12 protein-coding genes and 1 pseudogene are annotated in these 13,474 nt (G+C 39.7%); 6 read left to right on the top strand and 7 right to left on the bottom strand.

Features of this window, described 5'->3' with window-relative positions; genetic code table 11:
• The first annotated feature begins 172 nt into the window (after positions 1 to 172).
• From F994_RS01235 to F994_RS01225, 3 genes are read left to right on the top strand one after another with little or no spacing between them, the layout of a single operon-like run.
• A complete protein-coding gene (locus F994_RS01235; RefSeq protein ID WP_004648182.1) occupies positions 173 to 958 on the top strand; it encodes a crotonase/enoyl-CoA hydratase family protein in 786 nt (261 codons plus the stop codon).
• A gap of 35 nt (positions 959 to 993) precedes the next feature.
• On the top strand, positions 994 to 1,896 hold the full coding sequence (locus F994_RS01230; RefSeq protein WP_004648181.1) for an alpha/beta hydrolase family protein: 903 nt from the start codon (positions 994 to 996) through the stop codon (positions 1,894 to 1,896).
• Positions 1,897 to 1,909: 13 nt separating this feature from the next.
• Positions 1,910 to 2,479 (top strand): TetR/AcrR family transcriptional regulator, encoded by a 570-nt coding sequence (locus tag F994_RS01225; protein WP_004648180.1) that lies wholly within the window; start codon positions 1,910 to 1,912, stop codon positions 2,477 to 2,479.
• Between the two features lie 55 nt (positions 2,480 to 2,534).
• On the opposite strand, the gene F994_RS01220 is transcribed toward F994_RS01225, so the two are convergent.
• Positions 2,535 to 3,020, bottom strand: a complete 486-nt coding sequence (locus F994_RS01220; RefSeq protein ID WP_004648179.1) for a hypothetical protein — start codon at positions 3,018 to 3,020, stop codon at positions 2,535 to 2,537.
• A 121-nt stretch (positions 3,021 to 3,141) separates the two neighbouring features.
• Here F994_RS01220 and F994_RS17430 point away from each other — a divergent pair, with 121 nt between their 5' ends.
• A complete protein-coding gene (locus F994_RS17430; RefSeq protein WP_154649936.1) occupies positions 3,142 to 3,282 on the top strand; it encodes a hypothetical protein in 141 nt (46 codons plus the stop codon).
• 75 nt (positions 3,283 to 3,357) lie between these two features.
• Complete coding sequence (locus tag F994_RS01215; protein WP_004648178.1) at positions 3,358 to 4,311, top strand: DMT family transporter; 954 nt, start codon at positions 3,358 to 3,360, stop codon at positions 4,309 to 4,311.
• A gap of 103 nt (positions 4,312 to 4,414) precedes the next feature.
• Here the strand turns inward: F994_RS01215 and pgaB are convergent.
• The 6 genes and pseudogenes from pgaB to F994_RS01185 all read right to left on the bottom strand — a co-directional run.
• Positions 4,415 to 6,304 (bottom strand): annotated as a pseudogene (gene pgaB / locus F994_RS01210) (poly-beta-1,6-N-acetyl-D-glucosamine N-deacetylase PgaB); the annotation flags it as partial.
• A gap of 354 nt (positions 6,305 to 6,658) precedes the next feature.
• Entirely contained in the window at positions 6,659 to 8,485 is a 1,827-nt protein-coding gene (locus F994_RS01205) for a sensor domain-containing diguanylate cyclase (protein WP_004648175.1), read from the bottom strand.
• A 206-nt stretch (positions 8,486 to 8,691) separates the two neighbouring features.
• On the bottom strand, positions 8,692 to 9,030 hold the full coding sequence (locus tag F994_RS01200) for an FKBP-type peptidyl-prolyl cis-trans isomerase (RefSeq protein WP_034696431.1): 339 nt from the start codon (positions 9,028 to 9,030) through the stop codon (positions 8,692 to 8,694).
• Between the two features lie 86 nt (positions 9,031 to 9,116).
• Complete coding sequence (locus F994_RS01195; RefSeq protein WP_004648173.1) at positions 9,117 to 9,740, bottom strand: MgtC/SapB family protein; 624 nt, start codon at positions 9,738 to 9,740, stop codon at positions 9,117 to 9,119.
• A gap of 86 nt (positions 9,741 to 9,826) precedes the next feature.
• Positions 9,827 to 10,357, bottom strand: coding sequence for a YaeQ family protein (locus F994_RS01190; RefSeq protein WP_004648171.1), 531 nt, complete (start codon positions 10,355 to 10,357; stop codon positions 9,827 to 9,829).
• 42 nt (positions 10,358 to 10,399) lie between these two features.
• Positions 10,400 to 11,431 carry a CobW family GTP-binding protein gene (locus F994_RS01185; RefSeq protein WP_004648170.1) on the bottom strand — a complete coding sequence of 344 codons (1,032 nt, stop codon included), beginning with the start codon at positions 11,429 to 11,431 and terminating at the stop codon, positions 10,400 to 10,402.
• Positions 11,432 to 11,801: 370 nt separating this feature from the next.
• Between F994_RS01185 and F994_RS01180 the strand changes: the two genes are divergently transcribed.
• Positions 11,802 to 13,412: a bifunctional 3-(3-hydroxy-phenyl)propionate/3-hydroxycinnamic acid hydroxylase gene (locus F994_RS01180; RefSeq protein ID WP_004648169.1), complete on the top strand. Its 1,611-nt coding sequence runs from the start codon at positions 11,802 to 11,804 to the stop codon at positions 13,410 to 13,412.
• The last annotated feature ends 62 nt before the right edge of the window (positions 13,413 to 13,474 follow it).

Below are 13,474 nucleotides of genomic sequence, written 5' to 3'. Positions count from 1 at the left end.
AACGCAAGACAAATTATGCCGATTGGTCTGTTAACTCGCTGTGCATCGCGATTCCCTTCTTCTATCACAATGTGTAGTTACAAAGCTCTGTCAAAAATTTGACTGAACAGATTTGACAGTTTTCTAACGATCGTTTAAAAATATAAAAAATGATCAACTTGGAAGAATAAAAATGTCAGAACAACAAGGTAAAGTCAGTCGTGAAATTCGCGGACATCTTTTTATGATTGGTTTAGACCGTGCAGCGAAAAGAAATGCCTTTGATAGTCATCTTATTCATGACTTATCCCTCGCCTTAACAGAATATGAAGATCATGCTGAGTTACGCTGTGCCGTCATTTTTGCCCATGGTGAGCACTTTACCGCAGGCTTAGATTTGGTCGAATTACAGCCCAAGCTCAGTAGCGGTATCTTTAATTATGATGAGCATCAGATCAACCCGTGGGGAACCAGTGGACGCGCGCGTAAAAAACCAGTGATTGTTGCGGTACAAGGCTTTTGCTATACCGCAGGCATAGAACTGATGTTAAATGCTGATATTGCCATCGCGCAGGACAATACCCAATTTGCCCAAATGGAAGTACAACGTGGCATTTTACCTTTTGGCGGAGCAACCGCCCGTTTTGTACAAGCCGCGGGTTGGTCGAAAGCCATGCGCTACTTACTTACAGGCGATGCCTTTGATGCAGCAACGGCGCTCAATTTAAATCTGATCAATGAAATTACTACTGAATCACCGCTCAATCGTGCCATTGAACTGGCTGAACGCATTGCTCAAGCTGCACCGCTTGCAGTGCAAGCCACACTTGCCTCTGCCAAAGAAGCTGCTGAACACGGGACTGAAATGGCATTTTCTCATTTACAACAGCACCTCACCCCCTTGTTAACCACGCAAGATGTACAAGAAGGTGTGATGGCCATGCTGCAACGACGTGCACCACAATTTAAAGGTCAATAATTTAAACCCAAACCTATATAGAAAATGAGTTCGTTATGCCGCATTTCAATCAGAACCCACAAAAACCGCATTTTAGCGTTGCCACACAACCCTTTAGCGCAAGCGATGGTTACCCTCTGATTGGTACACTTTACACACCAGAGCATGGTATAAAAGCCAATATCGTGCTGGCTAGCGCCACAGGTGTTCCACAAGCCTTTTATCGTCGCTTTGCTGAATATGCCACGCAGTTTGGCTATCAAGTGCTGACCTTTGATTATCGTGGTGTCGCGCAATCTGCCCCGAAGCGACTCAAAGGCTTTAAAATGTCCTACCTTGATTGGGGCACTTTAGACCTTGCTGCGGCTATTGATTTTCTGGCACAAGATCCCATTCCGCTCTTTATGATTGGGCATTCTTACGGTGGACAAGCCCTAGGTTTAGCACCAAACCATGCCAAAGTGACGGCAATGTATTGCTTTGGCACGGGCGCAGGTTGGCATGGTTATATGCCTTTTAAAGAAAAAATGAAGGTTCAGGTCATTTGGAATATTATCTTCCCGCCGATGGTTGCAGTCACAGGCTATTTACCGTGGAGCAAACTGAATATGGGGGCAGATCTACCCATCGGGGTCTATCAGCAATGGCGAAAATGGTGTAAAAACCCAACCTATTTCTTTGCTGACCCCGAACAACATGCCTTAATTGCACAATATGCACAGGTGAAAACCCCTATTTATGCAGTATCTGCACTGGATGATGATTGGGCTTTACCCAATTCACGCCATGCTTTTATGCAACATTACCGCCAAGCAGCGATGCAATTTATTAATATTTCAGCTTCAGACTATGGCTTAAAAGAAATTGGACATATGGGTTATTTCCGTAAAGGCGCAGAAAAAATCTGGGATGAAATTTTACAAGCCTTTCATGACTTTATTGCCACAAAAAATGGATAGAGACTTTAAATAAATGCGTCCACAGAAACTTAGCCGAGAGCAAATTCTCAACAGATGTGCCTTACAGTTTAAGACGCATGGATATGCAGCGACCAGTATGGGCATGCTCGCCAAAGCCTGTGGACTGACCAAAGCTTCTTTTTACTATTACTATGCCAGTAAAGAAGCTTTATTGCTGGATGTGCTCGAACTTACCCAGCAATATTTAAATACGCATTTATTTAAGCTTGGTGAATATAAAACGCTTTGCGTCGTTGAGCATTTTGAACAGCTACATGAGCGTGCCGTACAATTTTTTAGTTATGGCGTTAAAGGCTGTTTAGTGGGAATTCTTTCTATCGAAGCGCTGTATCAGTCTGGCGATATTTTAGAAAAAATTCGCAGTATTTTTAAAGACTGGGAAATGGCATTTTATCAATTCTTTAAAATCCAACTGAACAATCATGAAGCCCAAATTTTAGCCAAACAAAGCGTGGCCGATTATGAAGGCGCCATTTTAATGTACCGTCTGAATGATGATGTTTTTTATCTTGATCAGGTCAAGCTTAGAATTTTAAAACAGTTACATATGCAGTCCAGCTAAAAATACAGCATTATGTTCATGGTAAAATTGGCAATGCTCAAATTCATCCCCCTCTTTAAACACAGCTGTGAGCATTTTTTATTTCAAATTTATGCTCACAACCAAAACGGTCAACATGGGTATAAAATACCCCATAGCGCCCCACATAGTATTCCAAAGACTGATCGTAAAAAGTCCAATAAATAGACCATTCATTTAAATCAAGTTGACGAATTTGGGTCTGCGTTTTTGCAGGCATTTTTTTTAGTACATCTTCTTGAACCGACATTGCTTGACTCAAATTTCGTTCAGTCAGTCTTTGTTCAAAAAAGATTTGGCAGACATCATCAAAAAGCTGCTGTTCATATTCTTCAACTTCTTCTATACGTGCTTCGGCAAAAAGGGGGATCTCGCCAATCGAAGTGGCAATCGGTTTATTGAAAGATTCTTGCTGCTTATTTCGGTTTTGCTGAAAATGTCGATGTATATGAATTTTAAACCATACTTTCCAAAGTCCAATCAACACAATGAAAAAACACAACCATATGAGTATTTTCAGCATAGCGTCACTCTCACGAGTAAATAATTGTTATTTTTATAGTATATAAAACAATTTGAATAAAATTTATACAATTTTTAAAATATTATGCTATAAAAAGTGTTCATTCATAGATTCTTTCTACATGTTCCCTATTCCATACCCTCAAGACCCGCTTGTGAGTTGTTTCGCTTTGGACATTCCAGTCAACAAGGCCTATTCACGACGTGTGGACTTTTTACGCGAGGTGCCTTGGAAGCAATACCGTGATCATTTTTTAGAATAATCACTACACCATAAAATCATTCCAGGTCGCCTCAATAGCGGCCTTTTTTATTGCCAAAAAATAAGGACATAACCCATGAGTAATCCATTTAATTCAAAAGACTTATCCTCGCCACTGTGCGATCCGGTTGCAGCGTCTTTAAATCGAAACTCACGCCTCGCTACAACCGGTCAATTTATTACTGTTGTGCTAATTTGGTCACTGACACCACTTGCAGCCGTCTGGACAGTGAATGAAGTTCATTGGGCGTGGGGTTTATTTATTCGATTTAGCTTGGCTATTCCTATCGCCTTCGTCTGTCAGCTTTACTTTAAAGTCAAAATACCGATTCATCCGCAAGCGTTACTCAGCTATGCCGCAGGTGCTATAGGCTTATTTACCTCCATGGCTTTTTGTTATATGGGCGCATCCAAAGTTCCTTCAGCCATTATTTCAATGATCTATGGGATTGCTCCATTGGTGTCAGGCTTAATGGCCATCTATATTTTTAAAAGTACAACCTTTAGTGCCTATCAATGGATGGGTTTAATGCTGGGCATATTCGGGCTATTTTTCGCACTCGGATTCGGTTCTCAAAGCTTCACACTCAACTATTTAGGCGTGGGTTTAGAACTGATTGCGATGCTGCTTTATGTCCTTTCTGCTTTTGCAGTTCGATCTGTCAATACCAGCATCCACCCAATCAGCCAAATGACAGGTGCAACCCTCGTATCATGGGTCGGTTATAGTAGTTTGTTACCGTTTTTCTGGTCGGAGATGCCAGCTCAATTGCCATCATTACAGAGCAGTATTGCACTCATCTATAGCGCTTTATTTTCCTCCGTGCTGGCGATGATTTTTTATTATGATTTACTCAATAAAGTCAGTCCGACCACACTGATGCTCATTACCATCATGACACCCGTGCTGGCTACGGTTTGGGGTAACTGGCTAAATCAGGAGCAATTAAGTCCAGATTTAATTTTGGGACTGTTTTTACTCTGCCTCGGTTTAGCCCTCTATTCATTTCAAGTCCGTAGCAAAGTCTAAAAAATCCCGAGTTTGATCTAGACTCGGGATCATTGACAATTTTGGGTTAAAGGCAGTCTTACAGAATGCCAAAATGCAGCAGCATTAACCGATAAAATTGCTTTTAAGGAACAAGATCTTCCGACTTCAGTTCAAAGACTTGACGTAACTCTTCGGTATCTGGATGATCTTGAATAGGATCATCTGGATAATAAGCCACATGCATTACCCCTTGTCTATATAAAGACTGAATCGTGGTCACCATTTCCTCTGATGGAATTTTTTGATTGTTGCGCCAATTGACCGTTTGTAATTCAAATACCGTTTTCTTCATACCGTTCGGGAACCGCTTCACATACTTCACAATATCCCGATAAAACTGATCATGATTCGGTGCTTGTTCCATATAAGGCATTGCCATAATGGCGGTAAAATCATAACGCTTTAAAGACTGTTCTAATGACTGGGAATACCAATTTTCTGCATAAGGTTCCAATGCAACTTGTGCATATAAATTTCGTGCCGTCAGCAAAAAGGGCTGGTACTGACGTACATCACTGGCAAGTTGCATCGCAAAGTCATCAAGGTACTTGGTTTTATAGGCTGTCCATTTTTGTAAGTCGGCATCATTACTGCGAATTTTAGCTAAATCATTCGGTAAGCCAATGGAAGCATAAGCCCGCATCGCTTCAGGACTGGCATCTTCATAATCCGACAACGTTGCGTCATCGTGAAATAAAATGCCGTTAAATGGCACAGATTTGGCTAAATCGGTATAAATACCGGTTATGGTTTTTCGTGCATCAGCTGAAAATGGACTGAGGCGATGATAGCCCATATCTAAATGTTTAGAATCCTGTGTAGCTTGAGTTTCGACCCGATCTTGTGCAGCAGGATTATTTTTTGGTAATTCCCATGCCAACAATGGCATCCAAGCATAGATGCGGCTGACTTGGGTACGGCTCTGAATTTGCCATGCAACTCGGTTAAATAAATCTGCACGCATGGGTAAATAACGATTCGGGAAATACACCATATCCGCAGAACCATTGGCATCGGGGTCGGAAAACGCTTGTAAATACACGGTATTTCCATCCACCTCTACAATACGATCCAGTAAATGATCAAGGTTACGTTCTTGTTGAACAGGATCTTGATCGTAAATATAGTCTAAATCGATATGCATAATTTTTTGTGGGCGATTATTATCGCCTAAATTCTGCTGACGATCTTTAATTTCCTGCGCCAAATCGGTGATGCTCATATCACCTTCAACCAAAATACGGTTCAGTTGCCCCAAGGAACTTTTCGCCGAATCTGCACCATCATTCAAACTGATGGTAATCGGCATACCTAGTTGTTTAGCAATATTGACGGTTTGCATATTATAGTGACCATAAGGCCACACCATGACCCGTGGCGCTTTCAAACCATGCGCTGTCAATAACTGGTTATTTCGTTTTAAATCATCAAAAATCCGTTGTTGATAGTGCTGATCATCTTCATAACGTGCGGTTTGAGGATGATATAAACGGGTGACTGCCGCAGACTCAAGATTGCCTTGTGGATTGCCCAAAATCCCACGGTGTAAGTTATAACTATGATTGGCGATTTCGACCAAACCACTGTCCTGCATCTCTTTCAATTCTGACCAAGACAACATTTCATTACGCTGAATCTGTTTGCCTGAAAAATCGATATTTTGCCCTTCTTTCGGTTCTAACCATGAACCGACAACCGCCAATACAACAGGAATGCTATTGGCTTTAATAATCGGATAGGCATTTTGATAAAAAGATGCATAACCATCATCTACGGTCAATAAAACCGGTTTCGCGGGTAACGGGGATTGACCTTGATTCGCTTGAATCAGCTGATCGACACTAATAAAGTGAAAACCATTATTTTTGAGCCACACGATATGTTGTTTAAAGTGTGTCGTGCTTACGGCATATTCAGGAATCAGTGCATTTTTACGATTGGTAATTTCATGATAGCCAATGACGGTCAGTGTCGGATTATGCGCTAAGGTTTCACTCCAAGCCAAATGAGGAAGCTGCCATAAAACAGCAGAAAGTGAGATTGAAAGCAAAGTGGAAAGCAAGCGAGTCTTCATTTCATGGTACTCAAAAATTATTTATGCTCTGAACAACACTCATCGTCCATCAATAATATGTTGAGCTTTCCCTTGCATGATGTATGGTATATCGTTATTGCAACATCATTTTTATCAAGCCAAACTGGAATCAATATTAAAGGACTATTTTTCTAAGAAACAAACATGTTAAAACAACAATAGCTTATTTTATAAGTGATTTTCCAATCTTCATTTGTGTATTTTTAATCATCCGCAGCGCGAAAGTCATCTTCAAATTTGTTTAGCATATATAGCACTATTTATCGCATTATGCACTTGATATTGATCTCGCCCAGCATGCTTCGCAGCATACAGTTGCACATCCGCGGCTTTCATTAATTCATGAATATTCGCATATTGATGCTCCCGATCTATCCACGCAATGCCCATACTTAAAGTGACATATTGCTTTTGGTCAGGTCGATTTAAATGTTCAAAATGCTTTTTTCGAACCGCATTGAGCACCTGCTGCAAAACATTTAATACCACTGCATGTGGCACATCATGCAAAATAATCGCAAACTCCTCACCCCCATAACGTGCAACATAGGCAGATTCGGGTAAAGCCTGTTGGATCACCTTGACCAAATCTTTCAAAATGGCATCGCCCTTTAAATGCCCATAGTAATCATTATAATTTTTAAAATAATCTACATCCAACATGGCAAAGGTCAAGGTACTGTTAGTGTGATTTTGAGTCAGCGTAAATAAACGCTGAATTTCAATATTTAAAGCACGGCGGTTAAATGCCCCTGTTAATGCATCAATTTGAATTTGCTGTGCTAACTTTTCATTTAACTGATGCAATTGTGAGGTACGTTGTTGTACTTTGTGATCTAAAGAACTGTTCAGCTCCACTAAATTATCATTCAATTGCTGAATATAAGATGTATGATGTGCGTAATTTTTTGCCTGCTGGAACATAATCAACAGCGCATAGAAACTGGTGGAAATAAACGAAAGATTAAAAGAATCAATTAAATTAAGCGTCAATAAAAAGTCATGTAAAAAGGTGACACACAACAAAATAACCGCCCATAAATTGACCCTAGAATACGGTTCTTTATGTTTTAGTATTAAATAAAAACCATAAGCAAAATTTGAAATGACCACAAAGCTAAACATGAAACTATAAAATGCGAAACGCTGGAATACCTCTGGTAAGGTTAACACCGTGACCACAATATCAATCGCCAACAAAACCATAGCGGAAAAATACACAATCGGATGTAAATAACGCTGATTGAGTAAAAACATATAACTTAGAAAAAAGACCACGGCAAAATAAGTAAACAGATATTCTAATCGTGCCCCCCACAGCCAACTAATGTCTGTAAATGCAGTGTAAGCATACGGCGCTGAAAATAAATTATGTAAGGCTAAAAACAGGATAAAAATACCAAACACAAATACTTTAATGTTACTGCGCCCAATGACACCTTGAAAAATTGAAAACATTAAGGTAAATATTCCAATCCCCAATACTGCACCACAGACTAGGCCAATACTCATCATCAGCTGTTGGTATTGCCGACTGATGGTTTTAGAAAGGCCAATTCGCATGGGATTTTCTAAACCACCATGCAGATGATTAAAATTTGAGGCTTGCATAGTGATGGTGAAATATTCTTTATCCACGACAAAAAAAGCAATTCTAGGTGCATTTTCTGTTTGATGGCTTTTTGCATCCCGACCGACCTCACCTAAACGGAGTAGAAAGTCTCCATTTAGGTACATACGATAAGCACCATATTGATTCGGAATAAAAATTGCGATCCGGCGCCCCAAATATTGTTTCGGCATTTTAAAATGCCCAATAAATGTGCCGTAGGTTTGATTGGTTCCAGTCAGTGCTTTGAAAGAAATCGGTAACTGTACTGTTTCTGATTTTAACACTGAACTGGGTTTAATAATCAATTGTTCAGGATAATACTGCCACAGCCCATTCAGCGGACTGGTGGTTTTGTCGGTAAAATCGACCTGATTAATTAATTTTTGATGTAAATAATACGATTCAGGTGCAGCCTCATATTGTGCACATGCGTATCTTTGCCACATGAATAAGCATAAACATGCCAAAAGAAAAAACTTAAAGAAATCTATTAAATATTTTATTTTAAACAAAAAGCGAATCTTCCTTAAATTACGCTTAGCTATACTTTAATGTAACGATAAAAAAATAAAACTCAACTAACTTTTTTATTATCTACAAGATTCATCCTTGTCTCTTGTAGAATATTTTTTAATCAAAGCATGCAATGTGCTTAATCACGTGTTTTTACGTCAAATAATTCAATTTCAAAAATCAGGTTTGAATTGGCAGGAATTACTTTACCCATTTTACGTTCACCATAAGCCAAATGTGCAGGAACAAGTAATTTACGTTTACCACCCACTTTCATCCCCATAATGCCTTGATCCCAGCCTTTAATCACACGGCCCGTTCCAATCACTGTTTCAAAGTAATTACCACGGTCAACAGATGAGTCAAACTTGGTGCCATCTTCTAACCAACCTGTGTAATGCGTGGTAATCAGCGCGCCTTTGACTGCTTCTTTGCCTTCACCCACTTTCAAATCAATAATTTCTAATTCATTCGACATTGTCATTTACCCAACCTACAGCTATGTTTTCAATCCCTAGTATAAACTGGATTATTGAATTCCTTGCAATTTGAATGTTTCAACATTTAAAAACTGAGCTCTTGAATATTCGCATCATTGAGTAAATAAGCGGTCAATTTTTTATGATTTTCGGCTGAACCAATTAAAATCCAGCGCCCTCTAATTTTATGTTCTGTTTTATGTTGTGCGCTACGGACAACCTTCATTTCATAGGTTTTAAATAAATCTTCGTAGTTATCTAAAGTTTTTTGTTGGTAGTCGCAAACAATCCGATAGATTCGTGCTTGGTTAAGTGACTCAATCCGCTCTTGCAGATAAATTAAAAAAATTAATACGATCAGAACAATTAGTGTCCCCAACAAACTCAACAGCACGTAACCGGCCCCTACAGCCATGCCCAGTGCAGCCGTCATCCAAATGGTGGTTGCCGTGGTAATGCCTGAAATACGATTTTCATCTTTAAAAATCACGCCTGCACCCAAAAAACCCAGCCCCGTTAATATATTGGCGGCTAAGCGATCAGGGTTTTCCACACCAATTTTTAATGACAGAATCGTAAACAAACACGAGCTTAAACTAACCATAATCATGGTTCTTAAGCCCGCAGATTTACTTCTATACTCACGCTCTGCACCAATAATTGCACCAATCACAAGGGCAATCAGCAAATGATATAAATCAGGACCCATTGATCTACCCGTTTTAAATTATTCTTTTTAAGGTATACGCAATTTTACTATGCGGATGCAAGCCTAAACCTGCATCCTGAAATGATTTACTGTAATTGTTCCCATTCAACCAACACTTGGGCCTGATCACCAATCAACGTCCATTCGCCATCCATCACATTTAATTGTAACTGCATGGTGCGTTCGCATAATTGTGGCAAAGCATCCGTTGTGGCAGTCGATAACTTCCACACTTGCACATTACTCATGGTTTTTAATTTACTGTTACGCTTATACCATTCATCGACAGCTGAACCATACGTCACCACGGCAACTTGTTTACAACGTGCGCTGGCTTTTTTAACTTTATCTTCATCTGGACTACCGACTTCAATCCATTTGATCAATTGACCGGTTAAGTCTTTTTCCCACAAAGCAGGTTCATTGGTTTCAAATAAATCTTTGGTAAATTCTAAAGCTTCATCAGCAAAACGAGCATATGCCAAAATACGTACCATCAAGCGCTCAATCGTTTCTGACGGATGCAAAGCCATCGTCAGCTGATAATCAGCATATTGATGATCATCCATATTGGCAATATTCAAATCAGCCTTATAAATCGTTGCTTTAAGCGCCATAAAAAAGTCCTCAAATTTGGCGCTTAGCATATAAGATTTAGACTAAATTTGCTGAGTTGTTTTATCCGTATTATCTGCATTCAACTGACATTGAAATAATTGATCTTCAAAGTGTTGCCAATCGCGCTGATCTTGCACAATAATTTCAATACGGTTATCAATCCCCTCTTCTGAAGACTGATAATTAAATTGCTGCGGATTAAAATTAAAGGTTTTCCAACCCTGATTGGTATTAAAAATACCTTTAATGCGTAGCCAATTTTGTTGCTCACACAGTAAATCTAATAATGGATAAAAATCGAAAAGCCAACGCTTGGGTAATTTCCAGCCCGCCACACTATACCCTTGTGTCGTTTCAACATAATGATAAGGCAACTGTTTAATTTCAGGCAAAGTTTGTCCTGCAAGCAGTGTTTTTTGAATTTTCAATAAAGGTTGAATCTTACGTTCAGTCCCAACATAAGGCTGATCAATCTGCTCAAGGTCAATATCCGCTTGCCCACTCCTAAGCCAAGTTTGTGCATACGCCTGATATTCTGTCTGTAAGATCTCTAAAGCTTGCTGATCTGCAAAATCCATACGATCGGCATGAGAAACTACAATGATTTGTGCAGCTTTTAATTGGTCGGCATACAAATTTTGCTCAGTCGATTGGCGATCATGTAAGCGTGAACCATCCACCACGGTCACTAAAGCACGCATCGCAATACTTTGCTGCCAATGCGGTTCAGTCAGTTGTTCCAACAATTGTGCTGGATGCCCCAAACCCGTCGGTTCAATAAACAATCGGTTTGGTTTGGTTTCTGACAATAGTCGCGATAAAGCAATTTGCATGGGTAATTGGCTACTACAACACAGACAACCGCCCAAGAGTTCTTTAACTTCATAGCCTTGGGTTTGCGGTAACATCTGCTGATCGACACCAATTTGCCCAAACTCATTCATCAACACGGCCCAAACTTCATTTTCTGGCTTTTGGCTAAGCAAATGCTTCAGCAAAGTGGTTTTTCCAGCGCCTAAAAATCCAGAAATAATATGCGTCGGTACAGCTTGCGTTGGAGAAATCAGTTTCAAAACTTACTCGCTTTTAACTAAAGTGGAAATCAATTCAGGTCGTCATCAGCGCAAATTACGCTCTGGGTCTGCTGAATGGTTCCACTTTAATTTCTTCCTTGCCAGATGGCAACGTATTCAAATTCATTTATAAATTTTCAAAGCCTTTTCATCTGTAAGAAGGTCGTTATGAGTCATAGAAAAAAATGATCACTCATTTAAAAAATCGTATGGTTGAATCTGTTATTATTTTATATTTTTCAATATCTTAATATATAACATGGTGTTTGGCGTGTTTTCTTTTCAATCAACATATCTACTATGGCATAGCTTGTTTGGCCCCTTAAATTCATCGTTAATAGCATTATCGTGAATTGAATGGATATTCGCTGTGAGCACAAACAAAACGAATTACACCACTGAAGTGGCTATATTGGGCGCAGGTCCTGTTGGTTTAACAATTGCGAATTATTTAAGTAAGCAAGGTGTACAAGTCACTATTATTGAGCAGTTGGATAGTTTAATTGACTACCCACGTGCGATTGGGATTGATGATGAATCTTTGCGTACCATTCAATCTCTCGGTTTAGTCGATCAGGTCTTGCCGCATACAACACCAAACCATGCGATGCGTTTCTTAACCCCCAAAGGTCGCTGTTTCGCAGATATTCAGCCGCTTACCCGTGAATTTGGTTTCTCACGTCGTAATGCTTTTATTCAGCCTCAAGTCGACAATGTTTTACTGCAAGGTCTAAAACAATACGAAACAACAAAGGTCTTATTTTCACGTCAGCTCAATGAATTTAGCCAAGATGCAAATGGTGTCACGTTAAAGCTTCAAGACAAAAATCAAAAACAAGAAACCATTCATGCACAATATTTAATTGCCTGTGATGGTGGTAACTCGATTGTGCGTCGTAGCTTAAATATTGCTTTTGATGGTAAAACTGCACCAAACCAATGGATCGTGATTGATATTGAAAATGATCCTTTAGCAACACCACACATTTACCTGTGCTGTGACCCAGTACGTCCATATGTATCTGCGGCTTTACCACACGGTATTCGTCGTTTCGAATTTATGGTCATGCCCGGTGAAACACAAGAAGAACTGAGCAAACCCGAAAATATTGCAAAATTATTGTCTAAAGTTTTACCCAATGCTGAAAACATTGAAGTGATTCGTCAACGTGTCTATACACACAATGCACGTATTGCCGATAAGTTCCGTGTCGACCGTATTTTACTGGCCGGTGATGCTGCACACATTATGCCAGTATGGCAAGGTCAAGGTTATAACAGTGGTATGCGAGATGCCTTTAACTTAGCGTGGAAAGTTGCGCTGGTGGTACAAGGTAAAGCAACTCCTGATCTATTGGATTCGTACCAAGTTGAACGTAAAGACCATGCCAAAGCGATGATTGATCTTTCTGTGATGGCAGGTCATGTGCTTGCGCCACCTAAAAAGTGGCAAGGTTTTGTCCGTGATGGTATTGCTTATGCATTAAATTACATCAAACCGATTAAGCAATATTTGCTTGAAATGCGTTTTAAACCTATGCCTAAATATAACGATGGTGCATTGCTGGCAGATGGTAAAAAAGAATCGCCGATTGGTAAAATGTTCATCCAACCGCATGTAAAACTGGAGTCAGGTGAAAAAGTTTTACTGGATGACATCATTGGCAATGACTTTGCCATTATCGCTTGGGGCGTCGACCCACAATGGGGAATTAACGATGCCAATATGCAAGTATGGAAAAATTTAGGGGTTAAATTCATTCAAATTATTCCTGAAGTTCAATTTGGCAATGAGAACCGTAGAAAGTTTGAAGGCGTGATTACTTTAGGCGATATTGGTACAGACATTCGTACATGGTTTGGTAAAACATCTGAATCTGTTGTTATTTTACGTCCTGACCGCTTTGTGGCCGCGCTTGCGATTCCACAAACTTTAGATCAGGTCAGCCAACAACTGTTCAAAAAGCTACATGTAAAATAATCCATCAACTGAATCATATTTACAGATCTGACCACGCTAAAGCGTGGTCTTTTTATTTCTCC

Source organism: Acinetobacter bohemicus ANC 3994, from assembly GCF_000367925.1.
Lineage (GTDB): Bacteria > Pseudomonadota > Gammaproteobacteria > Pseudomonadales > Moraxellaceae > Acinetobacter > Acinetobacter bohemicus.
This window is presented reverse-complemented; position numbering and strand designations above follow the sequence as displayed.

Coding starts and splice junctions, on each gene's coding strand:
- F994_RS01215 (WP_004648178.1), top strand. CDS start 3,358: ATGAGTAATCCATTTAATTCAAAAGACTTATCCTCGCCACTGTGCGAT.
- F994_RS01235 (WP_004648182.1), top strand. CDS start 173: ATGTCAGAACAACAAGGTAAAGTCAGTCGTGAAATTCGCGGACATCTT.
- F994_RS01195 (WP_004648173.1), bottom strand. CDS start 9,740: ATGGGTCCTGATTTATATCATTTGCTGATTGCCCTTGTGATTGGTGCA.
- F994_RS01220 (WP_004648179.1), bottom strand. CDS start 3,020: ATGCTGAAAATACTCATATGGTTGTGTTTTTTCATTGTGTTGATTGGA.
- F994_RS01205 (WP_004648175.1), bottom strand. CDS start 8,485: ATGTGGCAAAGATACGCATGTGCACAATATGAGGCTGCACCTGAATCG.
- F994_RS01190 (WP_004648171.1), bottom strand. CDS start 10,357: ATGGCGCTTAAAGCAACGATTTATAAGGCTGATTTGAATATTGCCAAT.
- F994_RS01200 (WP_034696431.1), bottom strand. CDS start 9,030: ATGTCGAATGAATTAGAAATTATTGATTTGAAAGTGGGTGAAGGCAAA.
- F994_RS01230 (WP_004648181.1), top strand. CDS start 994: ATGCCGCATTTCAATCAGAACCCACAAAAACCGCATTTTAGCGTTGCC.
- F994_RS01225 (WP_004648180.1), top strand. CDS start 1,910: ATGCGTCCACAGAAACTTAGCCGAGAGCAAATTCTCAACAGATGTGCC.
- F994_RS17430 (WP_154649936.1), top strand. CDS start 3,142: ATGTTCCCTATTCCATACCCTCAAGACCCGCTTGTGAGTTGTTTCGCT.